This window comes from Bacillus sp. REN16 (assembly GCF_020731355.1).
Classification (GTDB): domain Bacteria; phylum Bacillota; class Bacilli; order Bacillales; family Bacillaceae_L; genus Ferdinandcohnia.
The window spans coordinates 70421-97397 of sequence record NZ_JAJFZK010000013.1 but is presented as its reverse complement, the minus strand read 5'-3'; the positions used below and the strand labels follow the sequence as shown (position 1 = coordinate 97397).

The window sequence follows — 26977 nt, the reverse complement described above, 5'->3', positions numbered from 1 at the left end:
TTGTATCATACCAAGGGGACTTTTTTTGTTCAAACCTCAAATTTCTTCATTACAGGAATGCTCCTATTATTTGTTGTGTAATTCCCTGAAAAAGCAACTCTTTTTCTTCAATCAATTTCTTATAAAGTATTTTTTCTCTTTGGTGTAGCTGGAAAAGTTCAATCAACACTTGTTGTTTGTAGTTAGACGTTAACATAATAGGAATATTCCTTATTGCATGTTGATTTGTGCTAGGAATCCTACTTCCTGCTTGAGAACGCTCCAATTCCTTCTTTACATTCAATGTATTAAGATACCATGCTGCATATTGTGGTAAAATCTTTGCTTTATTCACCTTTATGATAGCAAAGTATGACGGAACCAATAAACCAGTATGGTCTTTATCTATAAAAACTGCGGTATAAGGTTGGCTTAACCTCATAAGAACATCGCCTTCTTCGGTGAAGTAATGGTCATCTAAATGATCATTACTGATAAACTCATCAAATGATTCGTTAACTATATTCCCATCTTCACTTATATTTTTAAGCGACATAAGTTTGTATCTGGCCTTTGCATCATACTCAAATTCTGCTTTCTTCCTACTTAATACCAATCCCGTCTTTATTTGGGAAATCTCGCCAAGTTGCATGTTCCACCTCCTTCTGAGTTGTTAAATCTAATATTTAACCACAATTTGTTAAATACATTATATAACCTAATTGCGACTAGAGTCAATCTTTTGTGGTGATGAACCTAAACTAATAGAAACACACAATCCGATACAGTTATACTAAGGAAACTTTTATCTATAATACATTAACTTCATAAAAAGAAAGGGGTTGTGTATATGGATAAAAACACAATCATTACAATGCCATCAGCAAAAAGAGTTCAGGAAGTCAATAAGATGTTAAAAGAGCATAGTCTTTCGGAAATTTGCGAACGTCTCGAAATTCCATCTGGTTCGTTCAGTAAGCTCATGAGGGAGGGAGATTACTTGTACCATCAAGCAGACAAGCAATACTATCCCTTTGTTCGTTCTGAAGAGGAACGAGTTTCAAGTACCCATACCGAGCAGAATGATGATATAGCATTCATCAAGACCCATATTGACACTCTTAAAAAGGTGATTCAACAATTTGAAGAATCGGGGAATTTACTGCTAGATAAACGCATATACAGCAAGAATGCAGAGTTCACAAATAAAAGTGTCAGAATGAACACTTCTATTTACGAGGACTTCAGTAAATTTTGTGAAGAATATTATCCCCACCTAAAAACTCAAGACATCATCGCACAAACACTAATTGATGCAATGACTAGGTACAAACCAAAAAATGGACGAGAGTTGTAAAATGCTCTCGTCTTTTTGTGGTAGTTTTTCATAAAAAAGGTGTCTATTGCGTTTGTTACAACACATTTTAGACACCTTCAATGTTATTTTCACTTTTTTTAGATTTTGAATGGATTTTTCAAACAATTGGGGAAATCAGTGCGGTTCTTTGGAATGAGGACAGGGCTTACCCCAATACTAGCAAGATCCTGAAGGTATTTTCGATAGGTAGGTGCGGACATATGTTTCTTCGGTGTATCTATACTTCCTTTGGAGATTTGAACGAGGAATGCACGAAGATCATTCTTTTTCTTTTTTGAGAAATGACTATTTTCAATGATTTTTTCCGCCTCAGTGATCTTATAATAATCACCTCGGTGAACTATTGGTAGAACATGCTTTTCCATGTACTCTTTCCATAAATGATACAAAAAGTAGCTCCTTAATTCCTTTGGTCTACCTTTTCCTTTATCTTTTCTTTTCATGCTATTGAGGTGGCTATTTTTCAATCTTAGTTCGTATCTGACCCGCCCCTTATCATACGGTTGGATTTCTTCTCCTTTTGCAATCCTTTCTTCCTCTTTATCATAGATCACCAACTCCACACTCTTCGATTTGTGGTATTGTGATGTTTCATATTTGAAAGGATTTTCATTTTCATCCTTGCCCCATTTGATTTTTTCTTTGTATCCGTACCTAGTTGTGTATTTTTCCAATAGAAAAAATAGCAGCTCTCTGTCTTTTGAATTCGGCACATAAAAGTCCAGTTTGTAGTCAATTCTCTTGAGTGTATGAGTGTCAAAATACAAGGAATGCCCAAAATGGTGGATTAGGAATTTACGAATATCGGATTCTACCAAATCGTAATCTTCCTCTAAAATCTCTCCTTTATCCAACATTTTAACAATATCTACTTTCACATGTAGATTCCATTCTCCACTTGCTTGACAACTAATCCATGTAACTGCATAGGCATCGAAATTCTTTTTTATTTCTTTGTTAAGCTGTTTAACAGCAGCTCCAAAGTGTTCGTACTTGTTGAGGTTAATACCGTACATGGAAAAGAGATGTTGAATATCATAATAGGTTACAAGCAACATCATTTCAAATGTGTGAATCAATTAAATCAACTCCTTTTTTTCTAGGTCTTAGGAGTAAATAAACCCTTTATTATCAAGGGTTATCTTAGCATTGTTTTTCCCGACCCGAACTAATTTATATGACTTCCCAACACATTGAAATGTGCCAATGTGATTGTTAAGTAAAACATGCTATGTAGTTGTAATAAAAATATTCACATTTGTACCTAAGTAAGCTGTTCTATTTTTACAAGATGTTCATAACAATAGAGTTACAGTGATTACTTCAACTCCATTTTTCTTGGACTAAAAAAGAAAGAACCGTATAGCTATAATTCTCTACGGTTTCTTCCTTTTAGATATTTATTTTATTTGAATAAAGTTGAAAACTCATTATTGAAAAATCCAAAAGTGAAAAAACGTTTTTTTGATTCCCCTCCACTCCAACTCATTTCAAGCTGTATATTACCATTTCCTTCATCTTGATATGCCTCGATAAATTGATGATAACCCTCATCTTCCCTAGCGATAGCTGTAAGGCAAATATTATTGAACAAATCAAAAACCACCTTCATTAATACCTTCTCATCTTGTTTTGATATTGTAATAGAATAGTCCTGCTTACGAGAATAATCCTTAATTAGCAAGTATTCTTGAATATTTTCCTCTTTATCTGAAATATTAGAAAATCCAAGTCTATTATTACTAAACTTATCGAAATTATCTTTACTTTCAAATTCCCAATGAATAATTGGGTTTCCACTATTGTTAACTCCTAAGTAACACTTCTCCATACGTTGCATTCCCCTTTTAGTAATTGTATGTAACCTATAATAACTTCATTTTCTCCTTTAAAGGTCTGTAAAGTAACCAATTAGCACATCCCATAGCTATCATAAGGTTAATCAAAATGTTCTTCATATCCTAATACACCGTTATTGCTACCCAATACTTTTTCACCTTTTGATCTCGATATTGTTTGTTTCCTAACATGATAGAAAATATTAAACTAAACTCTCAAGATTTTGATTTACTTTATATCTCATTATCGTTTCGTTTATCTGGCTCACTTTTCCCTCAAATTTTTCCAAATCGACTAGAATATCGAATTCACCTTCATTACTTTCACACTTCTTTAAGCACATGTTGAAGTAGGAATTGAATTTATCGAGCTTATCGGTCAACTTCATGAAATCAAATCTTACATATTCTATTTGAGATGAATCAGGAATAATAGAATAAGGATCAAAATAGTAATGAAAGTCATCTAAGCTCATGTCGCTCTTTGACTCGTTACATTTAGCACACGCAGGTACACAGTTCGAAAAACTGGATAATCCGCCATGGCTCTTTGGAATAATATGATCAATAGTTTCAGCAACTTCACCACAATAAAAGCATATTTCTCCAAACCTTTTGAATATCAGTTTTCTGAACGTATCACGGTCAAAAAACTTCCTAATGAGTCTTTCATGCACAATATATGCAACTCGTTCATCCACCATTTGTATCGCTTTTTCATATGGGACAGAATATGTGTACCCATGTCCGTTAGCTAACTTTCCCCTAACCTCTATCTCCACTCCTCGATCAAGTTTCGGTGGTTCTATTTTTTTTGCTTTCATCATTTCATTTTTGATTGCCTTACAACTTTTACAATAAGAACGCCATTTATGTTTTTGTTTCTTTGAAAACTCTGCTATAGACAATTTATCACCGCAAATACTACAATCCTTTAGTCTTTCCATAGCCCTTTCCTCCGTATATCTTTCAATGTTCTCTTTTTCCTCATTTCCTCACCTCTCTGAAAAATACTCCTTTCTTGATTCATAGGTTTCCTTCTTTACTCTAATCATCAATGTCTATATCCCACTCTGCAAAATCATTACCGAGAAATTCTTTAATGGTCTCATTTATATCGCCTGTTTCTATTTTTCCTTTCAAGTACTCGAACTCTTCTTTCGGAATCAAATAACGTTCTGGATCTTCTTTATCCTTTTTGCCAGAGATTTTTCTTTGCTTAATCCAGCAATTTATCTCCTTCAATGTAACCCCGTAAAAATCAGCAACTAGCTGTGCATCAATATAAACTATATCTTTATCAACTTTTCGATTTTTTGCATCAATCTGCCTTAATACGGCTTCAGCTCTCTGATCCTGTTCTCTTGAAGTAATGAAATCCCCTACTGGTATTAACCATTCACCATTATCAGTTTGATAGGCATCTTTAAAGCGTCCTTTTTCACACATATTCTCAATTATTTTTATACTCAATCCTAATTTTATAGAAACCTCCTTAACAGAATAAAACTGCATACCTCACCATCCTTTCTTACACTATTGTAATTACCATTTCCTATAGTCACTGGGGAACACAAAAAACTCGTCCCCTTGTTAGAGAACGAGTTTTTTTTGCAATATGGATTTATAGTTTGTTTGTATAGATTCATAAATCTTATTCATTTTCTTCATATAATATCCATCTTCCCTAGATTATTGTAGATGGTAATCTAATAATAAGTATATCCTAACACAGTAGAACAAGCAACAAGACCCTTAGCCCCACTAGAAAATTTTATACCCTCGAACCTAAGAATTTTGATTTATGAAATCAACCAAATTATGATAGATATATAAACTAATTGACTAATTGAAGGGAAGTGAAATTAAAGTAATATACAACTCCCCAAAATAGACCCACTCACTTTTAACCTCAGATGTACACCAATCATTCTTTCAAACTACAACAGGAGGAAACATGATGACAATCGAAAGAAACTTAAATAACCAATCCACAATATTCCCCAATAGCAATTTACAATTCACTTTGCACGACAATACCGAGATAGCAGATAAGATCTCCAACTCTTCTATTGAGAAGGGAGATGAATGAGCATGACAACATTACTTCAAGATACAGAATTACAACAACTCTCCGTTAACCTCACAATCCCTATCCCTTCCGACTCAGTAATCATTTCCAAGGTAGAATTGCAAGAACTAAAACAACAACAGTTAAAAGGCGTTTATTGGACAATGAAAGACTTGGAAGTGCGAATTAATCGTAAACATGAATGGATTAAAGACAATATCCTCTATCCCCCAAAATTCAAAAAGATCCTTGATGTTGAAAAAGGCGGTTTCGTATTTTACCCACAATCAAAAGGACAGACTTGGTCATTCCATGCTTTGAAAATGGCAGAGTTTTTGGACAAGAATTTCCAACAAATATTCTCACAAAAAAGATAAAAATGCCTAATAGTTAGGCTATACAAAATTTAAACCAGGCTATATGATAAGGGTACGCCATGATGACCACCAGGCTACCCTTATCTAATTACAACTACAACTAGATAAGGAGACAGAAATTATGGCATCTATAAGAAAACGTGTTGGAGTAAAAAAAACAAGTTTTGAATTTACAGTTAGCAACATGGTAAATGGAAAATCAAAACCTATTAAAAAAGGTGGATTTCGTACAGAAAGAGAAGCAAAAGCTGCGGCGATTGAAATGGAAGCACAATTAGCAAAAGGTATCAGTCCAATTACAAAAAATGTTCCTTTCGATGAATATTTCCAGGAATGGATTGAGGATTATAAAAAGCATTTAGTGAGTTCAACAACACTAAAACATTACGAATACTCCTTAAATGCTATAAGAGAACACTTTTCAAAGACTCCTATTCAGAATATCAATAAACGTGAATATCAAAAATTCATTAATTGGTTTGGATCAAACAAAGCAAAAGAAACGGTTGAAAAAGTACACCGACATATAAGGGCATGTGTAAAAGATGCTATAGACGAACAAGACATCCACATTGATTTCACCAGAAACGCAAGATTACTTTGGAAAGTACCAAAAAGAGAACGCAATTATTTGGACTATGAAGAAAGTCAAAGACTTTTAAAAAGTGTTTGGAGTAATATTGATGATGGATTAGGATACTCCTTGATACATCTAATAGCGACATCAGGAATTCGTTATCAGGAGGCTGTTGGGCTAACTAGAAAAGACTTTAACTTTGAAAATAACACCATCGCTATAAATAAAACTTGGGGATATAAAAAAAGTTCCCCTGATGGATTTGGCAAAACAAAAAATGAACAATCAAAACGAACCATTAAAATGGACAATGTTACCATGAATCATTTTAAAAGATTGTTTAAAACCACTCCAACTAACATTCATGGATTGGTGTTTTTCAGCCCTGAATCTAAATACAAAGTCATTAGCAATACCAACGCCAATAAGTTGCTAAAGAAACTTCTGGTAGAATTAGACATTGAACCAATAACTTTGCATGGTTTACGACACACTCATGCAAGTGTGCTTCTTTATCAAAAGGCTTCTATTCATTATGTAAGTGAAAGATTGGGTCATAGTGATATTGAGACAACATTAAAAAAGTACACGCATGTCCTAAAAGAATTACGCCTAGAGGATGAGCAAATTACAGTACAAACTTTTGAACGTATGGTTGTTTAAAAAATGCGTAAAAATTTGCGTAAAAAAATATCAGAACATATCGTTTCATATCTTATAGTCAATGGAAAAGAAATGAAAAGAAAAAAACTCCAACCCTTATGTATCAAGGGTTAGAGCATTAATAGAGATTCACTAAACGTATTCAATATTATTTATCAGATACCGGTGGTCGGGGTCAAACAATGATGCCCCGGATTAATCAGCCAAAATCCTTCTCCAAGAACGCTATCCCACCTGCTTTATCCAGCGGTTCATTAGACCGCTCACAAATAGCTAAATATGTACAATTTGGGCAGCCAGATTGGCATGGACATGAACGTAAAATAGCAAGTACTTTTCGCATAACATGAAAAAGACGCTCTTCAACCATTTCCACTATTCCCGCTCCACCACCACCTGTTTCATATAGAATGAAAAAACGAGGGGACTGTTCTTAATTAAAGAACCCTACTCCTTCGTTAACCCAAAAATACTTTGTTTCTCTTTACTGTACTAAAGTGCAGATATTAGACTAATTTTGTCCGTTTTGCTTCATCAATTAATTGTAAGGCAAATGTTACATTATCACCTACATAGCAATATCTTACTCCTCCCGCATGATAAGCAATTCTATCATTGTCATTTAGCGTCCAGACCTTTGTAATAAATTCATCAATAGAAGATAATGATTCTAAGTCTACATAATTAAACTCTAAATAAACCCTATTCTTTGAACTAAATGCGATTTTTGCAATCCTGGCGTTGCGCCTCTTTCCTTTTGGAAAATATGAAAACCCATCCTTTATTTCTACCTCATCAATTAAACTATCCTGAAGATTAGTTTTTAACAATTCGAGACTTTCTGCTGATAATCCTTGACCTCTTTTTTGACATTGGTTTATTAACGCATTCATATTATTCTCCTTTTGATTTTAATTAGTGAAAGGTTATACCTATTCTCAAACATTTATATTATTTAACCATCTCATCAACCTGCCGATGTACTTCTCCAGCCTTTTCTATCTCTTTTTTTAATTTTGCATCCCAAATTCATACCCGTATTTCTTGTTAATCTTTTCTGCAATGGTCTTTAAGAATGCTTCTACAGTCATATTTTCTACATCCCTTGTATACCAAGCTAGTTTTGCATCTTTATGCTTTCCATTATAGTTGACCTCTAATGGCCAGAATGTATTTGTGGCATGTGTATAATCGAAATGAATATAAAGTTCCTTGCCTTGTGGGCATTCGAGAATAACCTTATATACCGGGTTTTTACCTTCTGTGTTTAACTTAACTTTTCTGATTTTTGCTAGCATCATACTAGTCCTCTCTTATCAATTTTACTTTTGTACAACTCAAACCCCTTGTCTATAAATCTAATTATCTGCTTTTTAAAAACCAGGATTCTCTTTCACCTGAATCCATGAATCTGTCTGTTCAAGTTGTCCTGCAAGCTGTAACAGAAGGTCTTCACGGCCTCGTCTTGCCATTACTTGAACACCGCATGGGAGACCATCCTTTGTAAGATGCATAGGCAGAGTCATTGCAGGTTGACCAGTTAAGTTCGCAAGTTGGGTAAATGGGGTTCTCTCAAGGCTTTTGTTTGCCAATTGTTCAACAAAGCCCGACTTTTTCAACATTCCTCCTAACCTTAAACCTCCAACTACTCGGATCAGTCCTTTTTCAAATGGTGTTTGATCAAGTTCACCTATCCCTGATGGAGGGTGGGCAGTAGTTGGTGTCAGGTAAAGATCATAGTTGTCGTGAAAGCTATCCATTTGAATAGCCGCCTCGTCCCAAAACTTAAGGCTTGTTAAAAATTCATCGGCTGATACAGCTTTTCCAAGTAATTTTAGCATCCATGTTGCTGGTTCTACATCGTTAAATGTGACTTTCCGTCCAATCACGTCCTCAAGCGCTGTCAAGGTTGTAGCCACTTCTGCAAAATACAACATGAAATAGCTATTCGCTATTTCTTTACCGTCTACTGGTGCTGCTTTTTCAACAACGGTATGACCCATCTCTTCTAATAGCTTTGTCGTTTTATGAACTGCCTCCTTACACTCCTGATTAACAGTGGTGCCTAATGGAGACTCTGTCGTAAATGCTATTTTTAGCGGAGTTGTTAGAGGAGTCATAGATGCATCTAAATAAGAACCATTAAAAAGGGGCGCCATAAACGCATTGGCCCGGTCCATATGATAGTGGTCTAGCATGGCTGCACTATCCCTGACAGAACGACTTAAAAGATGATCGACTGATGCACCTTGCCATACCCGCCCTCGATCAGGACCAACTGGTGTGCGACCACGAGTAGGTTTTAAACCAAATAATCCACAAAAAGCACCAGGAATCCGAATCGAACCGCCACCATCATTTGCACCTGCAATTGGAACCATCCCCGATGCGACAGCTGCTGCGGAACCTCCACTTGACCCACCTGGTGTATAATCCTTGTTCCACGGATTTCTAGATGGTCCATAATAAGCAGGCTCTGTGATTCCCATTAACGCAAACTCTGGAACATTTGTCTGTCCTAAAATGGTGACCCCCGTATTCCGAATTTGACGAACAAATTCACTATCTTGATCGGCAATAATGTGTTCCAAGAGTTTCGAACCATTTCTGAGTGGACGACCTTTTACTTCCTGATTAATACTTTTCGTTAAGAAAGGAACACCCGCAAAAATTCCTGTTGATTCGGTTTGAGCAACGCCCTTTGAATCATCGTAAAATGTATCAATTACAGCATTAAGCACACCATTCTTCTTTTCAATTTCACAAATCGCCGCCTCCCGTACTTCTTCGGCCTTCACTTCTTTTTTTTGAATTAACTCGGCTAAACCCAACCCATCATATTGCTTGTAATCAAACACCAACCATCGCCTCCTTTTGTTTTGCAAACGTTTTATATTTTTCTTACAGAATTGCCAAAATTTCGTTACAACCCTACAAAGTTCCCACTATTTACCTATTATCTTATCATTTAATCCTCTCCTTTTTTATAGAATCTTTTATGTATGTAAAAAAGAGCCAAATAAGCAAGGAGTGGATAACAACCTGCATCATGTATGCTAAGACAAATGGGGGGACTTTTTAAAGTTTTTTGAAAACGCGGGGACGGTTCTGGTGTTTTAGGAGAAGGAAAAGAAACAATATTAGTGGACACCCTCCTCTCTTTCCAACCCCCAAAATAGAGTAATTTTCAAGATTGTGATATTATTGCGATATTAATGGAGGGGAGTGTTGTTTTATGGAAAGTAGAATTCCTGAGGTTACGTTAAATGATGGCTTACGTATTCCTGTGATTGGTTTTGGTACATACCCGCTTAAAGGAAATGATGGAGTAAATGCCATCGTCAGTGCGATTCATAACGGCTATCGTCTGATTGACTCGGCTTATAATTACGAAAACGAAGGAGCGGTAGGAGAAGCAGTTCGCCGTAGTACTGTACCGAGACAAGATTTACTCATTACTTCCAAACTTCCTGGTCGCTATCACAAATACGATAAAGCAAAAGCAACTATTCAAGAATCGCTTTATCGAGCGAATCTTGATTATTATGATCTATATCTCATTCATTGGCCGAACCCTAATAAAGATACATATGTAGAAGCTTGGCAGGCTTTGATTGATGCTAAAAAATGGGGACTTATTCGTTCAATCGGGGTTTGTAATTTCTTACCTGAACACTTAGACCGTTTGGAAAAAGAGACCGGTGTCAAACCAAGCATTAATCAAATTGAGTTACACCCATTCTTTAACCAAGCTGAACAAAGAAAATATCATGAAGAAAAAAATATTGCGACAGAATCTTGGAGTCCATTCACTCGTGGCATTAAAGACTTAGAGAATGATACACTTCGAACGATCGCTGCACATCATAAAAAGACGATTCCACAAATTGTTTTACGTTGGCACTATCAGCTTGGAGCGATTTCCATACCTAAATCAGCATCACCAGTTCGCCAGGTAGAGAACCTTTCTATTTTTGACTTCTCTCTGGATGAAGCAGAAATGGCAATGATTTCAGCCCTTAGCCAGCCAGATGGAAGGATTGCCAATCAGGATCCTGCGGTTTATGAGGAATTTTAAATCGATTTCCTAATATATGATGCAGGCTACTAAATATTTAATTGATTATACGGAGGGTGTGCCGTAGTTGGAGTTAAGTAGAGGTCATAATCGCGGAGCCTTCCCCCGCTATGATAAAGTTTTGCTAGGCTAAAGCATATCTTTGATATCCGATTTCCGTTTTTTGGGACATATACCCTCTTCTGTACAAATATTATCCTAGTTGAAAATAGCGGATATCCTTTTAAAAAAAGACAGACCCTCTTACGTCATATTGATGATGTAAAAGGGTCTGTCCCTGTTTCCTATTACTTTTTAAATTACGAATTACCTAGATTTTCAATTTCATGTAGTGTTAATCCAGTTATGTCAGCAATCGCCCTCGGTTCCATCCCTTTTATTAAGAGTTTTTTTGCAATTGCAATCTTTTCTTCTTTTTGTCCTTCTTTTTTTCCCTCTGCTTTCCCCTCTTGTCTCCCTTCCTGTCTTCCTTCTTGTCTCCCTTCTTGTCTTCCTTCCTCTATTCCCTTTTCAAATCCTCTTTCTTCGAATTTTTTATACAGCTCTTCAAACGGCTTTGCCATTTCTAGCACCTCCAGTATTTTTTCTTTTTCTGCATCATCAATTCCGCTATAATTAACAGCCACCATTGCAGCTATAAGATAAAATGCTGCATCTACATCATGGTAATTCTTTAAGATATTTGTTAGCTCATATGCTCTTTTGGAAATCGTTGATTTCCGCGATTTCATCATCGGTAATAAAATAACCTGTAATTTTTCAATGTTTGAGAATGCTTCGTTATTATTTATGCTTGCCTTTATTTTACTAAAAATTTCATCCCCATCAAAGTCGTGTTCAAGAAATAGACATTCATGTTTTTGAATGACGCTTCCAATATCAAGTTTTTGCATAGTGGTATCTTGGACTCCAGCTGAGAAAATGATGATACGGCGAATTTTTTGTTGGCGTTGTTGATAAAGTTGGAGATCGTAGTGGCCAAAACGTATGAGGTCGTTAATGTTGAGGGTGTCCGATTCGAATTCTATGTGAGCAATTGTGTTATCCTCAAGTAGAAAATTAAGATCCATTCCTCGGTCTTTCATTTGAATGGTAGGAACATTGGTTTCAATAACATCCTTCACCTTTGGGAGTTGCATTCCAGTAAAGGGCAGAAATTCATTTTTAAACATGACAGCGAGGGATCGGAGTCCGATGTCCTTATGGTTTCTTGGAATACTATCGTCTTTTGTCATATAATATTTTCCTTTCCTTATTTTTTCAAGCATACAATATATTCGACAAAAAACTTGATTTTCCTCCACCAAATTTACTATGTTTAGTGAAAATGATAAAGGTGCTGAGACAGATGCTTTCCCTTTCTCTATTTATCCTCTTTCATCTAGTGATTTCTTCCTTGGTCCCAGTCACAGTTTTATTCATCTTCCTGTTAACAATATACTCGTCCGAACTATTAATGGTTAACTTTCCCCCTGCATGAACTAATTCAAGTACTGACATAAGATGAGGAAATAGATCTTTAGTGTATCAATTACATTTTGCCCTTAATTTTTGTCATAGCCTACTCCTTAAATCCTTTATTTGGACTCATAATGTTAGCACATTTCCTGTATTAAGTTCGGAGAGTTATTTTTAGGTGAATTAACCTCGCTGGATACCTCATATGCCTCCATCAATTCCATTGGAAAAGGCCTTAACAAATCATTTAAGTCATTAGTGTTTTCATTTGAAGGGTCTAACCAAAACTTCTCGTCTTCAGGTTTTAGAATCACAGGCATTCGATCATGAATGTCCTGAACAAGTTCATTCGGTGTAGTAGTAATAACCGAACACGAAAAAATGGATTCTCCATTGGGCGAATTCCATCGTTCCCACAATCCGGCCATGGCAAACATTTCATTCGATTTGAGCTTAATTCTCATCGGGGTTTTACTTTTGTCCTCATGACGTTTCCACTCATAAAAGCTATCGGCAATGATTAAACAACGCTTCTTTTTGTATGCATTCCGATAACTTGGTTTTTCTGCAAGAGTCTCAGCCCTTGCATTTATCATTTTATATCCGATTTTTTCATCCTTTGCCCACGGCGGAATAAGCCCCCATCTTAAATACCCTAATCTATTTTTCTTACCATCGTTAATAACTGATAAGACCGAATGGGATGGAGCTACATTGTAATTAGGACTATATGATTCCCCTGGAATTGCAGCTTCGATTCCAAAACGTTCCATAATATCGTCGAATTCAGCAAATAAAGTAAATCGACCGCACATGTTATTCCACCTCATAAATTTGATACATATAGTATAGCAAACTAATTGATACGGTACTCGCCCGGCGACAATTGGCACGGCTTCATACACTTGGAGTTAGGTAATAGAATTAAAAGCCATATCCTTGATAAAGTTTTTTATAAAAAATGTTTAACTTTTTAAAAAATATGAACAAATCAAATGTATAATAAAAAATGCAAAAATAAAAGGTTATAGGGGGAAGAAACATGACGCTTTACGGTGGACTGGTATTAATCCATGTTTTAGCTGCGGTGATAGGTATGGGGCCTAGTTTTATATTCCCGGTTATTCAGTCTTTTGGCACAACGAAAGAAAGTTTGCAATTGGTTAATAAAATCATGGAAAAAGCAGAAAAAGTAGTGACGATTGGGAGCATTGTTTTATTACTTACAGGATTAGTGATGGGCGTGATGAATCCACATTTATTTACACAAATATGGTATATCGCCTCTATTATTCTATATTTTGTGGCTCACTATTTGGCTGTTGGTTTTGCTGGAAAAAGAACGAAAAAAGCAGCAGCACTGTTAAATAATCATCAAGGTGATGATATCCCAAATGAAATTTTAACACTCAATAAAACTATTGGTATGGCAGGTATGGGGTCTGCATTAATTGCTATTGTTATGATTATTCTCATGTCAGTTAAACCATTTTAAGTATTTCTTCATATTCTCTAAGATGAAGGGTGCTTCTTAGGAGAAAGCAATCCAATTTCATCATAGTAATGCAGTGTTCTTATCGGGTTGCCGGTTCCTTCGGAGAATTCCCCGATAGATAGTAAACACAGTATAGGAAATTGTTGCCATTTAGCATCTTTTTTTATAGAATAGTTATATATTCAAGACATACCTTTTATTATAAGTTATTTTTGGTAATGCTTATTCTAGGAGGTGTTGAAGATGAACAAGGAGGATGATAAAGATATGACCATCCAATCTCCAACTATTGAACCTGCACAGGAACAGGAACTTTCTTTCCAAGAGAAATTAAAGCTATTATCCAAATCAGTAGGTACTGTTGATATTGGTGAAAATTCTGATCAAATATGCCGGGAAGTAAGAGGAAAAGAATAATGAATATTAAATACCTTGAAGAATATTGCGTCCCCGGAAACAATTACAACGGGGATGCTTTTTTTATTGACACAAATTATCTCATTGCTTTTATTAATTCTAAACATCCTTTTCATATCTCAACTGTTATACATACACTTTTTTTACTTCAAAAAGAAGCAAGGCTTTATGTCAGTGAAACAGTTCTATCTGAAGCAATTGATGTATTAGCCCGCGGGATCTACACAGAACTAAAATTTCAAGAGTGGAAAGATAGCGAGCGTCATACATTATGGTTAGCCTCAAATGAAGGAACTGAAAAGCAGTATAACGATAAAAAGAACGAAATACGTGCAACTTTTATCCCAGAGATAGTAAAGAACCATGAAGATCCTTCTTTATTAAGATACTATAACTCAGAATCTACTAGGCAATTATCTGGAATTATTGAGTCAAGATTATTTAAGCTCTCTAATACTAGTTTTGCTGTAATTCGTTCAGGTATGGATTTCGCCAAGTCAGTACCCCTTCAGTCAAATGATGCTCTAATAGCAGCTGCGGCGGCCAGCAATTCTGGTAATATACTAACCTTTGATAATGATTTTAAAACAGTATCGATAAAAAACCCTGTTGATAATAGTGAATTTGAATTTTTCACAGCACAAATACCTGACAACTTCTATAAGAAAAAAAATCGTGCTTTGAATCGTATTGAAGAACTTGACCAAAATCTCAAATCAATTATAGAAGATGCTGTCGGTGGTCCAGACGCATTTGCGGCTAAATTCATGAACTAACTAACAGGCCCTTTAAACTAACAAAAAGTTAAAAGAGCATTCAAATGCGGGTTCGTCTTTTTGATAGAATATCAAATCGGAAGCTTAATAGATTGAAAAAAAGGGGCCAGACACAAGCTGAATTAATGCTTTAGTGCTGTATTGATATAGCAAACTTAGGGTCTTTAGGGTCTGGCCCCGTTATCCGCAATTACAAAATCGGAAGAATTTTTAAACCCCAAGTCTCCCTCGTATCAACTCAATCGATTTTTCAAGTCGCTCCTGATAGGTCCCTTTTATACTTACGTACTTGATTCCACTTTGTTTCAATATTTCTTTCAAGCGCTGATTATTTTCTTCTCGCACTTCTTGTTCTCCATGCACCCTTAATCCATCATCGACCCATTTCACATCAGGTTCTAAATAGAGGCAAAGGTCGTATTGTTGAAGCTTGGCAATTTCATCTAATATCTGCTGAGTTTGTTGATTATAGAGTTCAGAATAAAATTGAGTGACAGCTGCTTCAGTGTCGATAAAGACAATCTTATTTGCCAGTTTACAAGCTTCATATTCTTTTATTTTATGGCCGAATGCAATGAGAGGGTAATCCTCCTCAATCATAATTCCGTCACAGCCTCCCAACTCCTCGCAGAAATCCCTGCCATATTCACTTACGTAAGACGTGTTAAAAATATGGGCCAGATTTCTTGTTAGGGTTGATTTCCCACAGCTTTCTGTACCCAAAATGACTACTTTTTTTACGAAAAATGGTCTAGCTACTTCGGGAATGTACTGCCAGTAATGAAACACACCTTTCTTACGAATTTCAGTTGCCGATATCGGAACCTGGTCCCTTTTTTCATCAATCAAAATGTGGGTTGCCTCCGTATAGAGTCTTTTAAAAATCGGCCCATATTCCACTTCAGAGCTAAACACTACATCAATGTTCTTCCCAATCGCTGTTTTTATTTGGTTGGCCCCTTCCTCCCAATTATAATCTTCATCACTAGCATCATCTTCTACTTCTATAACCTTGACGTGTTTCATTTCTTTCGTCAGTTGTGAAAGCCAGCGCAGCCGAATCCGACTTGGAACATAAGGAAACTGGCTCCCCTCACACAACTCCCGATCCCTTTTTTCACTATGTGACAATACCACATACAATTCATCCACCATGCTTGATGCTTTGATGATCGCAAACACATGACCTTGATGCAAAGGTAAAAACTTTCCGCCGTAAAATCCAACCTTTTTCATACCAATTTCTCCCCCTTTTGGTTTTTATACACTTTCGACCAGTTGTAATATCCGTACATACTATTAATTAGAAATGCCGACCACATGACAAGCATGGATATATCGTTTCCTCCTTGTAAAAGTAAAGCTTTTATCCAAAGAGCGATGGATAGTACATTTACCGCAATCCAAAATAACCACTGCTCTGTATATCGCTTGAGCATAAGAATCTGCGCGATAACCGATAAAGTAGTCGTTGCCGAATCAATCCAGACTACATTGCCTCCTATTTTTCCTAGTATGTAGGCATAGAGTACAAAGATGACCAGAAATGAAGATAAAGTAATGGTCCATCCTTTTTTCGTTAAAGCACTTACTTGAATTTCTTCCCCATGTACGGTTTGTTTTGTTTTATGTTTCGTCCATAAATAAAGTCCTACAAATTGTAATGGGAAGTAAAACAAAGCATTCAACATAACCTCCCCATACAGGCCATAACCGTATGAGATGTAGGCATACGTGCCAGTTTGGATAATCCCAAAATAGTAATTGCTAATCTTTCCTTTCGCAACCAACACGACACATAACATTCCTGAAATCGAAGTAATTAATCCGAGAATCGTATCATCCCAAGCATAAAATAAATACACATTCACACACGTAAACGTCACAAGCCATAGTATTTCAAACAACGTCCAGTCCTTTAACGTCTTCATTTTCCCCACTCCTTATTGATTATTAATTATCAAATTGTTAATTAATAATTTGAAAAAAATTTAGTATTTGGCATTATAGATTGATACATACGGATTAAAATCATTAAATCGGTATAGTTGGGCATTATTTTTCGACCAACGATTTGTTTTTTGAGGTATTCCATCCTTCATTACTTTTTCAACAAAGGGAAGTGTTGGGGCTTTTCTAAAAAATTGTGAATCTAGCTTTAGCCACGGCTCATCCATGACGGTTAACAATACCCCTTGCAATTCTGATAGGACAAATTCATTTGGTAAGAAGTTTTTCGCGAGTGTTGTTAATGACATGTCTTTTTTGATGAACCAAATCGCATCGTCTATGATTTGCTTGTGATCAAAGGCTAGGTTCAGCTTAAACACTTCATCCATCGAGAATAGCTCTACCTCGACTGCATCCTCGGCAGCCCTTCTTTTTACTAGTTTATCTTCAGGAACAATCGCATAATGAGCATTTGAAATAATCCAGCCCCGCTCGTCTCGACCAAATTTGTCGTATACACCAAAGTGCTTTACCTTTAATCCATCAATACCCGTTTCTTCTCTTAATTCGCGAATTGCTGCATCATATGCCGTTTCCTCCGGTCTAATAAATCCACCTGGCAAAGCCCATTTTCCGCTTTCTATATTTGACTCGCCTTCTCTGGTTTTCTCTGCTCGTTTAATTAGCATAATTTTTAATGTCTTTTTTGGTGGCTTATACGGAGCTACTTCAGTTGAAATAATTGTAAAAACAGCAATATCGCTCGTATACCCATCCGGAGTCCGATACTTGCTCACATCATAGCGTAACAGATCCTCACTCATTCATTGCTCACCTCATTCTGCTTAATTTTTTAATTAACATTTTGTTAATTGTTATTATATCAAATACTTTCAAAAAATGTCACATGAATTTCTCGACAAAAAGTGACCTTTTCAATTGATGGCATTACCTAGTTTTTAGTATCTAAATTGGACTTTACAATGATTTATATACCATGAAATTGAAATTCAAATAGAAGAAAAAGGATATTTTATTATTGTTTTTCCATATAATTCATTTTTTGGTAGTTTGTTGAGGTAGCAAAAAGATGCTAGTTTTATGATTACAGAATAAATTTGATTATTGTAAAAAGTCTTGAAAGGTAGTGATGTTTTGCTAGATACAACTTTGATAAAAGAAAAAAAATCAACATATATTGACCATGACCGTTTGTTTAAGATGTTAATAAAATCCTTTTTCCAGGAATTCATGGAAGCATTTTTCCCTGAAGAATGCGCCTTTATCAATTTTTCAACTGTTAAGTTTATGGAACAAGAGGTTATTACGGATATTTTTAAAGGTGAGAAAAGAAGAATTGATATTTTAGCAGAGGTCACAATGAAATTTGAAGATAAGTTAATCCTTATCCATGTGGAACCCCAATCTTATTACCAGGAAGAATTTAACGAAAGAATGTTTATCTACTTGTCTCGCCTTTATGAAAAATACCGTATTCCTATTTTACCCATTGCAGTTTTTAGCTATAATGAACGTAAAGATATCCCACAAAAATTCACGATTAATTTTCCAACTTCCCAAATCTTAGAATTCAACTACTTACAACTTCATCTAAAAAAAAAGAACTGGCGGGAATTCATTAAAACAGATAACCCGGCCGTAGCGGCACTGTTAAGTAATATGGGATATACTAAAGAAGAACGAATTCAAGTAAGATTGGAATTTTTACGAATGATAAGTCGAATGGAATTAGATCCAGCAAGAATGGAATTACTATATGGATTTTTTGAAACCTATTTAAAATTAACAAGGGAGGAGGAAGTCCAGGTGGAAAAAGAAATTGCGAAATTACCAGAAGAGGAAGCGGACAGAATTTTGGAATTACCCAATTCCTATTTTGAAAGAGGAATAGAAAAAGGAATGGAAAAAAGAGGTGTGGAATTAGTGAAAAATATGCATAAAAGAGGACTCTCAGTTGAACAAATCGCTGACTATTCAGGAATAAGTTTGGAAAAAGTGAAGGAAATAATAAAAAATAGTTCTCAATATTAGCTCGGAGACTGTGGGACTTAAATTAAGCTACACTTTAGCCTAATCAGATAGTCATTAGCCAATTCTTCGAAATCCATTATTTCCTTATATTGAGGCCAGTCCCTCAGTCAGATAATGCTTCGGAACACCTGGGGCTTAACTAAATAGCCCCTTTAATAAAATACTTTGTCCACGTTATATTTCGACTGGAGTGCATTAATGATATATGTTTCGTAAATTTCACGTTCCATTGGATCTTCAACTATGCAAATATCGATTTTATGTACTTCGTCTCTGTGCGCTTTAATAGGTGAAACAGTATCTTCGAAATGTTTTTTAATCCGTTGGCGTAGTTTCCGCGCCTTTCCAACAAAAAGAAGCTCATCATTAATATTATAAAACAAGAAAATGCCGCCTTTATCCCTCGGTATTAGATGGAAATCAATAAATCCATAAATGTCCTTGATTTTTGGTTCATTTTCTTTCGGAGTTTGTTTCCGTTCTGTAATCGTAATATCTGGAGTAGGTATGCTAATTTTTATCATGTGTAATCACGTCCTCTTTTTGTATAAAGATAAATGGTATCATATGCAGGAAAGAAATGCGATATAACAGTTAATTCATGCCCTTGCTTCTTCTTCAATTCTCTCTACTAGTTTAAATAAAAATCGATAAATTAACCGAAATGCTTCCTCCAATGACATCTCCTCTTTAAACCCATTCACATAATTCAAAGCGAAATTCAAGTCCCATAAGCCATCATTTTGATTAAAAATCAATTCAAATTTTGCTTCATCTCCATGTAAATTTGTTCTCAAATTTTCTTTAAGAGATGTCCCAAACTTTTTCTGCAGCTTTAATCCTGCCATCACGTCGTATGTTCCAAATACATCATTCACTTCAAACGAAATCGCATCAACACCGATTAGATCCAACCAATTAGATTCAAAGTATAGAAATTCATTCTTGTGTTTTTGAAGGTAGTCAATCGGATGTTCCAAAAAAACGAATAATTCTGTTGAGATAGTTCCTTCTGTTTCCTTCTCACACCTTTCAATGTACGCTTCAAGGAAACGTGTGGTAGGATCTTTTTCAATTATTGTCACGTCATTTGGAATCCATTCATATTTTTCAATGTACTCTTTTTCCTCTTGATACAGTTCAACCTTTTCTGCCGTAGGTTTATTCATCAACTCTGTTGATATGTATTTTTCCATTTGTTTATGTAACATAGGTGTATCCTCCTGAATTTGGTGCTGAGATGGTGCCTTCCCTGTTTTAAAAGGAAGGCACTCATTTTCTATCATTACTCTTAACGAGAACGTCTTCTATCTTTTGTTGGATTGCTTGGATTGCTTTTTGCTCGCCTATCATTTGGTTTTCTATTTGAAGAAAACGGTGCGGCCTTCCTTCCGTCTCTACCTCTACCTTCCGAGCGTTTATTTTCTTTTATAGGCTCGCTGCTTGCGCGCTGGTAATCCTCACGATCAGGGATACTTATTCCTTTAATCACTTGGATGTCTAATTTTTGATTGATTCCTTTTTCTATCATTCGGAGGAACTCCATATCCTTAGGGGCTACTAACGTATAGGCAACCCCATCTCCACCTGCACGTCCAGTTCGCCCAATCCGGTGAATATAGCTTTCAGCATCATGTGGAATATCATAGTTATAGACATGGGTCACCCCTTCAACATCAAGTCCCCTTGCAGCAACGTCGGTTGCCACCAGAAATTGTGTTTTCGCTTCACGAAATCGTTTCATCGCTTTTTCACGTTTGGACTGTGGTAAATCACCATGCAGCTCGTCTGATTCATATCCGCCCGCAATCAGCGCTTCGTGCAGCTTTGTAGCACGAACTTTTGTACGACAGAAGATAATCGCTAAAAAAGGACGATGTTCTTCGATTAAATGCAATAAAGTGGCTTGTTTTCTCCGGTCAGTTGTTTCAATCACAACCTGTTTAACCTCTTCAACCGTTACTTTTTTGGCTTTCACTTCGATGAACTCTGGCTCTACCATATATTTTTTGGCAAGAGTTTGAATTTCATTAGGCATTGTTGCTGAAAAAAGCATGGTTTGTCTTGAAGGGAACGTTTCACTAATGATGTCATCTACCTCTGGAAGAAACCCCATCAGCAGCATTTGGTCGGCTTCATCTATTACAAGCCTCTCAATCGTTGAAAGATCAATTGTACCACGGCGAATATGGTCTAATAATCGACCAGGAGTTGCCACGACAATATGCTGGGCACCCTTTAACTTTTTTAATTGATGCTCCACATCCTGACCGCCGTATACAGATAACACTTTGGCACCCTCAACGTTCTCGATCATTTTTTTTATTTCTTTTGAAATTTGCAGAGCTAATTCTCGGGTTGGGGTTAAAATAAGTGCTTGAACATCCGGGTTCTGCACATCAATCTTTTCAAGAATCGGAAGAACAAAAGCCAACGTCTTTCCTGTTCCAGTTTGTGCTTTTGCAATCACATCCTTCCCCTTAAGCACGGATGGAATCGTCCGTTCCTGTATTGGAGTTGGAGTTACTATTCCTAATGACTTTAATGTATGGTTAATTTCTTTTCGAATACCAAGTTGTAAAAAATCTGCCAAGGCTAATCACGTCTCTTTTCTAATATAAATGCCGTTGTAATTGTTCTAAGGCTTATTTACTATATCATATTGGTAGTATTTACAGAGCGGTTCGGATTATTAATATGTGCCCTTTTTTTGAAAAAGGAGCCTGTCGCTCAGTATGGTAAAAATTACCGCACTGAGGGACAGGCCCCAAAATTCGAGAGATAGGCCCCGAATCACGTATTAAAATGCGAATTCCATTTTTCCAGATTATATTGACAAGCGAAACGCCATAACAACAATCCCGTCATTTGCAGGCTCAAAATCATATTGCGGTAAACGCTCGAAACCGTGTTTTGTATATAATTGAATCGCCTCTTTCATGAACTCGCCAGTATGCAGTCCGATGAATTGGTGATTCTTTGCTTGTGAACGCTGGATGCATTCGGTAATTAGTGCAGAAGCAACTCCTTTGCCTCGAGCCTCAGGACTAACTGCCAGCATTCGTATTTCCGGATAATCTAACTCTTCTAACTGCCCATTATATGCGTCTGTGTTAGCTGGAAACAAGACTACACTTCCGACAATTTTTTCATTGATTTCGCACACAATAAGCTCAGAACCCTGTATGCGATCCGCATCAGAAGAAATGCCCTCTTTAAGAGCTTGCCAATGAGCGGCTGGAATTTCCCTTGAATGCTCAAAATACGCAGCAACTCGTTGTTCACGAATAAAATCCAATTCATCCTGTTTTGCATCACGAATTTTCATGACTGCATGCACCTACCCTTGTTTCAAGAACTTTTCTTTTTTTCCGCTTAACTGCTCACGGTTATGTTCGGATAGCCATACTGATTCGTCCGGCCCTTTAGGAAGAATATTTACTTCTCCTTTTGCCGGGTCGATTGTGATAGATAGGTGATAATGTCGCTTAATCGCATCAAAATCAGTCGTATCTCCGAAACCAGGAGTCTGGTATAAGTCACGGGCATATCCCCGTATATTTTTAAACTCACGGATTAAATTTCGGTTTGTTCGAAATGCAGAATAATATGCAGCATCGAAACGGACCAATGTCGTATAGAATCGGACATCAGAATCTGTAATGAAATCCCCAAATAAGAAACGGTGCTTTGACAGACGTTCCTCTAGTTCATCTAATCTAGCAAACAATGTATCATAGGCTTGTTCATAGGCTTCCTGCGAACGGGCAAATCCACATTTGTATACCCCATTGTTTACATCATGAAAAATGATATCATTCAATGCATCAATTTCTTCGCGCAAACCGTTTGGATATAAATCAGGAGCATTTTCCTTATGAAACGGAGCCCAAACGGTTTCAAAGTAGTTGGTTAGTTTAAAATAATCATTGTTAACAGCCTTTTTGGTTTCGAGATCAACCATGACCGGTACAGTTGGTCTCTCTAAATAATCAGGATCTGCATTCTTATAGACCTCACTCACATACTGAACACCCAGGCCTGGATCAACCCCATTTTCGTCTAAGGAAAACTCCCAATCTACACGTTCAATTCGTGGTCTTAACGGACTTACTGTTCCTAGGCTTATCGCTTTTTCTAATCCAAGAATTTTACGAACGATCACAGAACGGTGTGCCCATGGGCAAGCAGCAGACCATAACAAGCGGTAGCGGCCAGATTCAACGGGCAGTTCACCTGACTGGTTTCCAAATGGTGTAATGAAGCGATTCGTTTGACGGTTAAAAGAGCCGTCAGCTTTTATTTCTGCTGGTTTTTTTGATGAATCATTCTTCGATTCAACCGGAATTGAACAGCTAATTGTTTGATCATTTTGTTTCATGTAATTCTCTCCCTCATGTTGCTTCTGTATTAATGCACAGTAATTCAATCTATTTAATGTAATTTACTCATTATCTAAATCATTCGTCAAGAATTAATACTTAGAAAATAAGCATTCTATCGGTGGTAGTTTATCTGCCTGTTTTTTAGCCTACATCGTTTGCGGTATACCATTTATCGTTTTACAGCTCCGCGATATACCGGTATCACCGTTGGCGGTATACCATTTATCGTTTCACAGCTCCATGATATACCGGTAACACCAGTGGCGGTATACCATTTATCGTTTTGCGGTTCGGTGATATACCGGTAACACCGTTATCAGGTGCTTAGATTACAAAAATACATTCGATTTCACAAATTAAACAAAAAATACCCCATAAAAATGGGGTATTGTCGATATTCATTTCTTAAAAAACGCCTTTCCCCCCACTTTTTCAACAAGTCGTGGGAAGAGAGTATAAAACATGCTGCCGGCGTTCATCCACCCTGGCAGATTAATTTCACGTTTAGGGGTTAACATCGCATTTACAATTTTAGAAGCAACGACATCAGGATCCAGCATAAAACGATTTACATTTTTCGCATATGTACCAGTCTCGTCTGCAATATCGAAAAAACGTGTTCGAATGGGTCCAGGATTTACGGATGTTACATGAATATTTGTGTTTGAAAGCTCCATCCTTAAGCTATTTGTAAACCCAAGAACTGCATGCTTTGAAGCAGAATATATGCTTGATTTTGGTGTTGCAATTTTTCCAGCCTGTGAAGCGATATTAATAATGTGACCCGTGTTTTGCTCAATCATCGCAGGCAATACCATCTTTGTACAAGAAATGAGTCCGAACACATTCACTTCAAACATTGCTTTCATTTGTTCAATTTGTGCATCCACAACATTTGCAAACACACCGAACCCTGCGTTATTCACGAGAACGTCCACTGTTTTTACATGACGAAGGATGTCCTTGAATACTTCCTTTACATTCTCCGTATCTCGTACATCTAATTTATAAAATAAACAGTTAACGTTGTATTCCTCTTGAATGTTCTGTGCTATTATTTCCAACTGGTCATAGCTTCGAGCAAGTAAAATGGGGGAAGCCCCCTGCTCCGCTACAAGATAGGCTATTTTCTCACCAATCCCGCTCGAAGCCCCAGTAATAACAACTGTTTTTCCTTTAAGTCTAGAATTCATATGGGCTATTTCACCTCAGGTATTAATATGCATGATAGATATATTGTCCGTCCACTACTTCAATCTTTATTTCGCCTAATTCCTCCAGGAAGTCAAGCTGTCCAACTGTTTCAGAAATCGTAAAGAGAGGTTGCTTCATATACACCCTTGGAAATAACCTGATGCATATTTCAAAAGCAGTCATTGGCTTCTTCTTAATCATTTCCAAAACATAGTATGCCCGCTCTTTTTGTGAGAAGAATCTTTCTTGAATTAAGTCATGCGGGTTCAGAATATCGTCGCCGTGCCCTGTCACAACCTTTGATATGTCAAGGGTTAGAAGTTTTCTTAAAGAGTTATTATATTGAATTAATGGTCTGGGTCTCGCTGTTTCACCAAATTGTGGTGGTTCAAGTAAAGGGTTTGGAGAAATTTTGGCTAAAAGGGTATCTCCTGCAATAAGCAATCCATCCTCTTCCCGATACAAAACAATATGACTTTGTGCATGTCCCGGTGTCTCCAACACCCTAAAGCCATTTAACCCTTCAATCGTATCGCCTTCCCCAACTGTTGTTGTGAGCGACCTACTGCATGAATATTTAAGCTCCTCATCCATATCAATTAAAGTCATAAATTGTGGATCAATTCCTAATTGATTAAAAAGCTCATTATAAAACGGTTCGTTATCGACAAAGAATTGCTTATCCTGACTAATCCACGGTTGATTTTTGGGGTGACCAATTATAGGGATATCTTTACCAAAGTAATCAAGAAGCCCAACATGGTCTGGATGATGGTGGGTAATCACAATTTGTTCGATGTCTGATGGTTTATAGCCAAGATGAGCAAGCTGCTCATTAAAGGATTCCCATGCTTCTCCCGTTTTGGCACCAGCATCAATTAAGGTTAAGGATTCTCCCTTAACAACGTATACATTCACATCCCCGACAGCAAATGGTGTGGGCAAGGTAATTTTAAATACATCCTTCGTGGTCGTAAGTTTACTCATATAAATCTCCTTTTGTTCTTATAACGTTTCATTCATCCAATTTTAGTTTACCTTTTTAGTTTCACTTTGTCATTATATTCAAATAATATATCTGCTATGTAAAAAAAATTGGGCTAAATATGCCCTTGACATCCCAATCAAATCAGTGCATAATGACTATCAATATTACATCGAAAAGGCTATGATTAGGACTAGTAAATCATGCAACGACGAGCAGAGAATGAGATCCACCGGCTGAAAGATCTCATCGCCCACTTCTTGATTGAACCTACCTATGAGCTGTTAGGAAAACCTAACCGTTTCCCCACGATACGGGTTCGAGTGGAGCATCGAAAAAATTATTTTTTCGGATGTTAAGTAAGGTGGTACCGCGGATAGCAGACCTTTTCCGTCCTTTAACAGGGATGGAATAGGTCTTTTTTTATTTTATTTTACGGAGGGATCGTTATGGAAAAGAAACAAAGTATTGCGTTTATTGGGGCTGGCTCAATGGCTGAGGCAATGATTTCTGGAATGGTACAAAAAGAGCTCTTTCAACCCAGCCAAATTTCTGTAATGAATCGCTCCAATCATACACGCTTAGAGGAGCTAAACAATACCTACGGAGTAACGATTAGTCAGAACAAACAAGAAACGCTTGAAAATGCCGGAATCATCATCCTTGCGATAAAGCCAAAGGACGTGGCGGAAGCTGTTTTGGAAATAAAGGAATTTGTCAGCGAAAAACAACTTATCATCTCTGTATTGGCAGGAGTCGCAACCACAACGATTACTGACTTGCTAAACAAAGAAGTTGCCGTTGTGCGTGCAATGCCAAACACATCCGCAACCATCGGGAAATCAGCTACTGCCTTATCAATAGGGCGGTACGCAAATGAAAACCATCTTCAAATTGCTCGTCAGCTATTTGAAACGATTGGGATCGTTACAACTGTTTCGGAGAATGATCTTCATGCGGTGACAGGTCTATCTGGGAGTGGCCCTGCATATGTATATTATTTAGTTGAGGCGATGGAAAAAGCAGCGGATGATATCGGACTCGAAAAAAGTATTGCAAAGGAATTAATTCTTCAAACCATTATTGGTGCAGCGGAAATGCTGAAAAGTTCACCGAAGCAACCTGCTGCATTACGAAAAGAAGTGACTAGTCCAGGTGGTACAACAGAAGCTGGTTTAAAAGTATTGGAGCAATTTAACTACCAACAAGCAATGGTCTCCTGCATTAAACGTGCTACCGCTCGTTCAGCTGAACTTGGAGAAGCTATGCTTCAATCCGTGTCTCAAGAAAAATAATGTCAGATT

General features: G+C 36.8%; 30 protein-coding genes and 1 pseudogene. 9 read left to right on the top strand and 22 right to left on the bottom strand.

What is annotated here, in order from left to right:
• Positions 1 to 49: 49 nt before the first annotated feature.
• A complete protein-coding gene (locus LKW28_RS17770) occupies positions 50 to 631 on the bottom strand; it encodes a restriction endonuclease subunit S (RefSeq protein ID WP_229141783.1) in 582 nt (193 codons plus the stop codon).
• Between the two features lie 198 nt (positions 632 to 829).
• On the opposite strand from LKW28_RS17770, the gene LKW28_RS17765 reads away from it, so the two are divergent.
• Complete coding sequence (locus tag LKW28_RS17765) at positions 830 to 1336, top strand: hypothetical protein (protein ID WP_229141782.1); 507 nt, start codon at positions 830 to 832, stop codon at positions 1334 to 1336.
• A 98-nt stretch (positions 1337 to 1434) separates the two neighbouring features.
• Here LKW28_RS17765 and LKW28_RS17760 read toward each other — a convergent pair whose 3' ends face one another.
• The 4 genes from LKW28_RS17760 to LKW28_RS17745 form a co-directional block, all read right to left on the bottom strand.
• Positions 1435 to 2436, bottom strand: a complete 1002-nt coding sequence (locus tag LKW28_RS17760; protein WP_229141781.1) for a phage/plasmid replication domain-containing protein — start codon at positions 2434 to 2436, stop codon at positions 1435 to 1437.
• Between the two features lie 326 nt (positions 2437 to 2762).
• On the bottom strand, positions 2763 to 3197 hold the full coding sequence (locus LKW28_RS17755; RefSeq protein ID WP_229141780.1) for a hypothetical protein: 435 nt from the start codon (positions 3195 to 3197) through the stop codon (positions 2763 to 2765).
• A 201-nt stretch (positions 3198 to 3398) separates the two neighbouring features.
• Entirely contained in the window at positions 3399 to 4142 is a 744-nt protein-coding gene (locus LKW28_RS17750; RefSeq protein ID WP_229141779.1) for an HNH endonuclease, read from the bottom strand.
• 100 nt (positions 4143 to 4242) lie between these two features.
• Entirely contained in the window at positions 4243 to 4710 is a 468-nt protein-coding gene (locus tag LKW28_RS17745) for a hypothetical protein (protein ID WP_229141778.1), read from the bottom strand.
• Between the two features lie 579 nt (positions 4711 to 5289).
• Here LKW28_RS17745 and LKW28_RS17740 point away from each other — a divergent pair.
• Both LKW28_RS17740 and LKW28_RS17735 read left to right on the top strand, forming a co-directional pair.
• A complete protein-coding gene (locus LKW28_RS17740; RefSeq protein ID WP_229141777.1) occupies positions 5290 to 5643 on the top strand; it encodes a DUF771 domain-containing protein in 354 nt (117 codons plus the stop codon).
• Between the two features lie 121 nt (positions 5644 to 5764).
• Positions 5765 to 6883, top strand: coding sequence for a tyrosine-type recombinase/integrase (locus tag LKW28_RS17735; protein ID WP_229141776.1), 1119 nt, complete (start codon positions 5765 to 5767; stop codon positions 6881 to 6883).
• Between the two features lie 199 nt (positions 6884 to 7082).
• On the opposite strand, the gene LKW28_RS17730 is transcribed toward LKW28_RS17735, so the two are convergent.
• From LKW28_RS17730 to LKW28_RS17715, 4 genes are all read right to left on the bottom strand, one after another.
• Complete coding sequence (locus LKW28_RS17730) at positions 7083 to 7295, bottom strand: Zn-binding domain-containing protein (RefSeq protein WP_324255046.1); 213 nt, start codon at positions 7293 to 7295, stop codon at positions 7083 to 7085.
• Positions 7296 to 7389: 94 nt separating this feature from the next.
• Positions 7390 to 7776: a hypothetical protein gene (locus tag LKW28_RS17725; protein ID WP_229141775.1), complete on the bottom strand. Its 387-nt coding sequence runs from the start codon at positions 7774 to 7776 to the stop codon at positions 7390 to 7392.
• A 117-nt stretch (positions 7777 to 7893) separates the two neighbouring features.
• Entirely contained in the window at positions 7894 to 8181 is a 288-nt protein-coding gene (locus tag LKW28_RS17720; RefSeq protein ID WP_229141786.1) for a hypothetical protein, read from the bottom strand.
• A 75-nt stretch (positions 8182 to 8256) separates the two neighbouring features.
• Positions 8257 to 9741: an amidase family protein gene (locus LKW28_RS17715; RefSeq protein WP_229141774.1), complete on the bottom strand. Its 1485-nt coding sequence runs from the start codon at positions 9739 to 9741 to the stop codon at positions 8257 to 8259.
• Between the two features lie 377 nt (positions 9742 to 10118).
• Here LKW28_RS17715 and LKW28_RS17710 point away from each other — a divergent pair, with 377 nt between their 5' ends.
• Complete coding sequence (locus tag LKW28_RS17710) at positions 10119 to 10961, top strand: aldo/keto reductase (protein ID WP_229141773.1); 843 nt, start codon at positions 10119 to 10121, stop codon at positions 10959 to 10961.
• Between the two features lie 299 nt (positions 10962 to 11260).
• Here the strand turns inward: LKW28_RS17710 and LKW28_RS17705 are convergent, their stop codons facing one another.
• Both LKW28_RS17705 and LKW28_RS17700 read right to left on the bottom strand, forming a co-directional pair.
• Positions 11261 to 12196 carry a hypothetical protein gene (locus tag LKW28_RS17705; protein ID WP_229141772.1) on the bottom strand — a complete coding sequence of 312 codons (936 nt, stop codon included), beginning with the start codon at positions 12194 to 12196 and terminating at the stop codon, positions 11261 to 11263.
• Positions 12197 to 12556: 360 nt separating this feature from the next.
• Entirely contained in the window at positions 12557 to 13234 is a 678-nt protein-coding gene (locus tag LKW28_RS17700) for an SOS response-associated peptidase (RefSeq protein ID WP_229141771.1), read from the bottom strand.
• A gap of 227 nt (positions 13235 to 13461) precedes the next feature.
• Here LKW28_RS17700 and LKW28_RS17695 point away from each other — a divergent pair, with 227 nt between their 5' ends.
• Positions 13462 to 13914 carry a DUF2269 family protein gene (locus tag LKW28_RS17695; RefSeq protein WP_229141770.1) on the top strand — a complete coding sequence of 151 codons (453 nt, stop codon included), beginning with the start codon at positions 13462 to 13464 and terminating at the stop codon, positions 13912 to 13914.
• A gap of 20 nt (positions 13915 to 13934) precedes the next feature.
• Here the strand turns inward: LKW28_RS17695 and LKW28_RS17690 are convergent.
• Positions 13935 to 14081, bottom strand: a pseudogene (locus tag LKW28_RS17690) (MerR family DNA-binding transcriptional regulator); the annotation flags it as partial.
• 76 nt (positions 14082 to 14157) lie between these two features.
• Here LKW28_RS17690 and LKW28_RS17685 point away from each other — a divergent pair.
• The gene (locus LKW28_RS17685; protein ID WP_229141769.1) at positions 14158 to 14331 is read left to right on the top strand and encodes a hypothetical protein; all 174 of its coding nucleotides are present in this window, start codon (positions 14158 to 14160) and stop codon (positions 14329 to 14331) included.
• Positions 14331 to 15107: a type II toxin-antitoxin system VapC family toxin gene (locus tag LKW28_RS17680; RefSeq protein ID WP_229141768.1), complete on the top strand. Its 777-nt coding sequence runs from the start codon at positions 14331 to 14333 to the stop codon at positions 15105 to 15107. The genes LKW28_RS17685 and LKW28_RS17680 overlap by 1 nt, the downstream gene beginning before the upstream one ends.
• A 210-nt stretch (positions 15108 to 15317) precedes the next feature.
• Here LKW28_RS17680 and nadR read toward each other — a convergent pair whose 3' ends face one another.
• Genes nadR through LKW28_RS17665 form a run of 3 tightly spaced genes read right to left on the bottom strand, consistent with a single transcriptional unit; the run spans position 15318 to position 17881 of the window.
• On the bottom strand, positions 15318 to 16343 hold the full coding sequence (gene nadR, locus LKW28_RS17675; protein ID WP_229141767.1) for a multifunctional transcriptional regulator/nicotinamide-nucleotide adenylyltransferase/ribosylnicotinamide kinase NadR: 1026 nt from the start codon (positions 16341 to 16343) through the stop codon (positions 15318 to 15320).
• Complete coding sequence (pnuC, locus tag LKW28_RS17670; RefSeq protein ID WP_229141766.1) at positions 16340 to 17038, bottom strand: nicotinamide riboside transporter PnuC; 699 nt, start codon at positions 17036 to 17038, stop codon at positions 16340 to 16342. The genes nadR and pnuC overlap by 4 nt, the downstream gene beginning before the upstream one ends.
• A gap of 60 nt (positions 17039 to 17098) precedes the next feature.
• Positions 17099 to 17881 carry an NUDIX domain-containing protein gene (locus LKW28_RS17665; RefSeq protein ID WP_229141765.1) on the bottom strand — a complete coding sequence of 261 codons (783 nt, stop codon included), beginning with the start codon at positions 17879 to 17881 and terminating at the stop codon, positions 17099 to 17101.
• 331 nt (positions 17882 to 18212) lie between these two features.
• On the opposite strand from LKW28_RS17665, the gene LKW28_RS17660 reads away from it, so the two are divergent.
• A complete protein-coding gene (locus tag LKW28_RS17660; RefSeq protein ID WP_229141764.1) occupies positions 18213 to 19109 on the top strand; it encodes a transposase in 897 nt (298 codons plus the stop codon).
• A 152-nt stretch (positions 19110 to 19261) separates the two neighbouring features.
• On the opposite strand, the gene LKW28_RS17655 is transcribed toward LKW28_RS17660, so the two are convergent.
• The 7 genes from LKW28_RS17655 to LKW28_RS17625 form a co-directional block, all read right to left on the bottom strand.
• Complete coding sequence (locus LKW28_RS17655) at positions 19262 to 19633, bottom strand: nucleotide excision repair endonuclease (protein ID WP_229141763.1); 372 nt, start codon at positions 19631 to 19633, stop codon at positions 19262 to 19264.
• A gap of 75 nt (positions 19634 to 19708) precedes the next feature.
• Positions 19709 to 20320 (bottom strand): branched-chain amino acid aminotransferase, encoded by a 612-nt coding sequence (locus tag LKW28_RS17650; protein ID WP_229141762.1) that lies wholly within the window; start codon positions 20318 to 20320, stop codon positions 19709 to 19711.
• Between the two features lie 80 nt (positions 20321 to 20400).
• Positions 20401 to 21702, bottom strand: a complete 1302-nt coding sequence (locus tag LKW28_RS17645) for a DEAD/DEAH box helicase (protein WP_229141760.1) — start codon at positions 21700 to 21702, stop codon at positions 20401 to 20403.
• A 234-nt stretch (positions 21703 to 21936) separates the two neighbouring features.
• Entirely contained in the window at positions 21937 to 22437 is a 501-nt protein-coding gene (locus LKW28_RS17640; protein WP_229141758.1) for a GNAT family N-acetyltransferase, read from the bottom strand.
• 12 nt (positions 22438 to 22449) lie between these two features.
• The gene (locus LKW28_RS17635) at positions 22450 to 23490 is read right to left on the bottom strand and encodes a glutathione S-transferase family protein (RefSeq protein WP_229141756.1); all 1041 of its coding nucleotides are present in this window, start codon (positions 23488 to 23490) and stop codon (positions 22450 to 22452) included.
• Positions 23491 to 23892: 402 nt separating this feature from the next.
• Complete coding sequence (locus tag LKW28_RS17630; protein WP_229141754.1) at positions 23893 to 24687, bottom strand: SDR family NAD(P)-dependent oxidoreductase; 795 nt, start codon at positions 24685 to 24687, stop codon at positions 23893 to 23895.
• 22 nt (positions 24688 to 24709) lie between these two features.
• The gene (locus LKW28_RS17625) at positions 24710 to 25675 is read right to left on the bottom strand and encodes an MBL fold metallo-hydrolase (RefSeq protein ID WP_229141753.1); all 966 of its coding nucleotides are present in this window, start codon (positions 25673 to 25675) and stop codon (positions 24710 to 24712) included.
• A 447-nt stretch (positions 25676 to 26122) separates the two neighbouring features.
• On the opposite strand from LKW28_RS17625, the gene proI reads away from it, so the two are divergent.
• Positions 26123 to 26968, top strand: coding sequence for a pyrroline-5-carboxylate reductase ProI (gene proI / locus LKW28_RS17620; RefSeq protein WP_229141751.1), 846 nt, complete (start codon positions 26123 to 26125; stop codon positions 26966 to 26968).
• Positions 26969 to 26977: the final 9 nt, after the last annotated feature.

What these genes read in the sequence shown, in the direction of transcription:
- LKW28_RS17770 (WP_229141783.1), bottom strand. Translation starts at nt 631, where the DNA reads ATGCAACTTGGCGAGATTTCCCAAATAAAGACGGGATTGGTATTAAGT.
- LKW28_RS17765 (WP_229141782.1), top strand. Translation starts at nt 830, where the DNA reads ATGGATAAAAACACAATCATTACAATGCCATCAGCAAAAAGAGTTCAG.
- LKW28_RS17755 (WP_229141780.1), bottom strand. Translation starts at nt 3,197, where the DNA reads ATGCAACGTATGGAGAAGTGTTACTTAGGAGTTAACAATAGTGGAAAC.
- LKW28_RS17750 (WP_229141779.1), bottom strand. Translation starts at nt 4,142, where the DNA reads ATGGAAAGACTAAAGGATTGTAGTATTTGCGGTGATAAATTGTCTATA.
- LKW28_RS17745 (WP_229141778.1), bottom strand. Translation starts at nt 4,710, where the DNA reads ATGCAGTTTTATTCTGTTAAGGAGGTTTCTATAAAATTAGGATTGAGT.
- LKW28_RS17740 (WP_229141777.1), top strand. Translation starts at nt 5,290, where the DNA reads ATGACAACATTACTTCAAGATACAGAATTACAACAACTCTCCGTTAAC.
- LKW28_RS17735 (WP_229141776.1), top strand. Translation starts at nt 5,765, where the DNA reads ATGGCATCTATAAGAAAACGTGTTGGAGTAAAAAAAACAAGTTTTGAA.
- LKW28_RS17725 (WP_229141775.1), bottom strand. Translation starts at nt 7,776, where the DNA reads ATGAATGCGTTAATAAACCAATGTCAAAAAAGAGGTCAAGGATTATCA.
- LKW28_RS17720 (WP_229141786.1), bottom strand. Translation starts at nt 8,181, where the DNA reads ATGCTAGCAAAAATCAGAAAAGTTAAGTTAAACACAGAAGGTAAAAAC.
- LKW28_RS17710 (WP_229141773.1), top strand. Translation starts at nt 10,119, where the DNA reads ATGGAAAGTAGAATTCCTGAGGTTACGTTAAATGATGGCTTACGTATT.
- LKW28_RS17705 (WP_229141772.1), bottom strand. Translation starts at nt 12,196, where the DNA reads ATGACAAAAGACGATAGTATTCCAAGAAACCATAAGGACATCGGACTC.
- LKW28_RS17700 (WP_229141771.1), bottom strand. Translation starts at nt 13,234, where the DNA reads ATGTGCGGTCGATTTACTTTATTTGCTGAATTCGACGATATTATGGAA.
- LKW28_RS17695 (WP_229141770.1), top strand. Translation starts at nt 13,462, where the DNA reads ATGACGCTTTACGGTGGACTGGTATTAATCCATGTTTTAGCTGCGGTG.
- LKW28_RS17685 (WP_229141769.1), top strand. Translation starts at nt 14,158, where the DNA reads ATGAACAAGGAGGATGATAAAGATATGACCATCCAATCTCCAACTATT.
- LKW28_RS17680 (WP_229141768.1), top strand. Translation starts at nt 14,331, where the DNA reads ATGAATATTAAATACCTTGAAGAATATTGCGTCCCCGGAAACAATTAC.
- nadR (WP_229141767.1), bottom strand. Translation starts at nt 16,343, where the DNA reads ATGAAAAAGGTTGGATTTTACGGCGGAAAGTTTTTACCTTTGCATCAA.
- pnuC (WP_229141766.1), bottom strand. Translation starts at nt 17,038, where the DNA reads ATGAAGACGTTAAAGGACTGGACGTTGTTTGAAATACTATGGCTTGTG.
- LKW28_RS17665 (WP_229141765.1), bottom strand. Translation starts at nt 17,881, where the DNA reads ATGAGTGAGGATCTGTTACGCTATGATGTGAGCAAGTATCGGACTCCG.
- LKW28_RS17655 (WP_229141763.1), bottom strand. Translation starts at nt 19,633, where the DNA reads ATGATAAAAATTAGCATACCTACTCCAGATATTACGATTACAGAACGG.
- LKW28_RS17650 (WP_229141762.1), bottom strand. Translation starts at nt 20,320, where the DNA reads ATGTTACATAAACAAATGGAAAAATACATATCAACAGAGTTGATGAAT.
- LKW28_RS17640 (WP_229141758.1), bottom strand. Translation starts at nt 22,437, where the DNA reads ATGAAAATTCGTGATGCAAAACAGGATGAATTGGATTTTATTCGTGAA.
- LKW28_RS17635 (WP_229141756.1), bottom strand. Translation starts at nt 23,490, where the DNA reads ATGAAACAAAATGATCAAACAATTAGCTGTTCAATTCCGGTTGAATCG.
- LKW28_RS17630 (WP_229141754.1), bottom strand. Translation starts at nt 24,687, where the DNA reads ATGAATTCTAGACTTAAAGGAAAAACAGTTGTTATTACTGGGGCTTCG.
- LKW28_RS17625 (WP_229141753.1), bottom strand. Translation starts at nt 25,675, where the DNA reads ATGAGTAAACTTACGACCACGAAGGATGTATTTAAAATTACCTTGCCC.
- proI (WP_229141751.1), top strand. Translation starts at nt 26,123, where the DNA reads ATGGAAAAGAAACAAAGTATTGCGTTTATTGGGGCTGGCTCAATGGCT.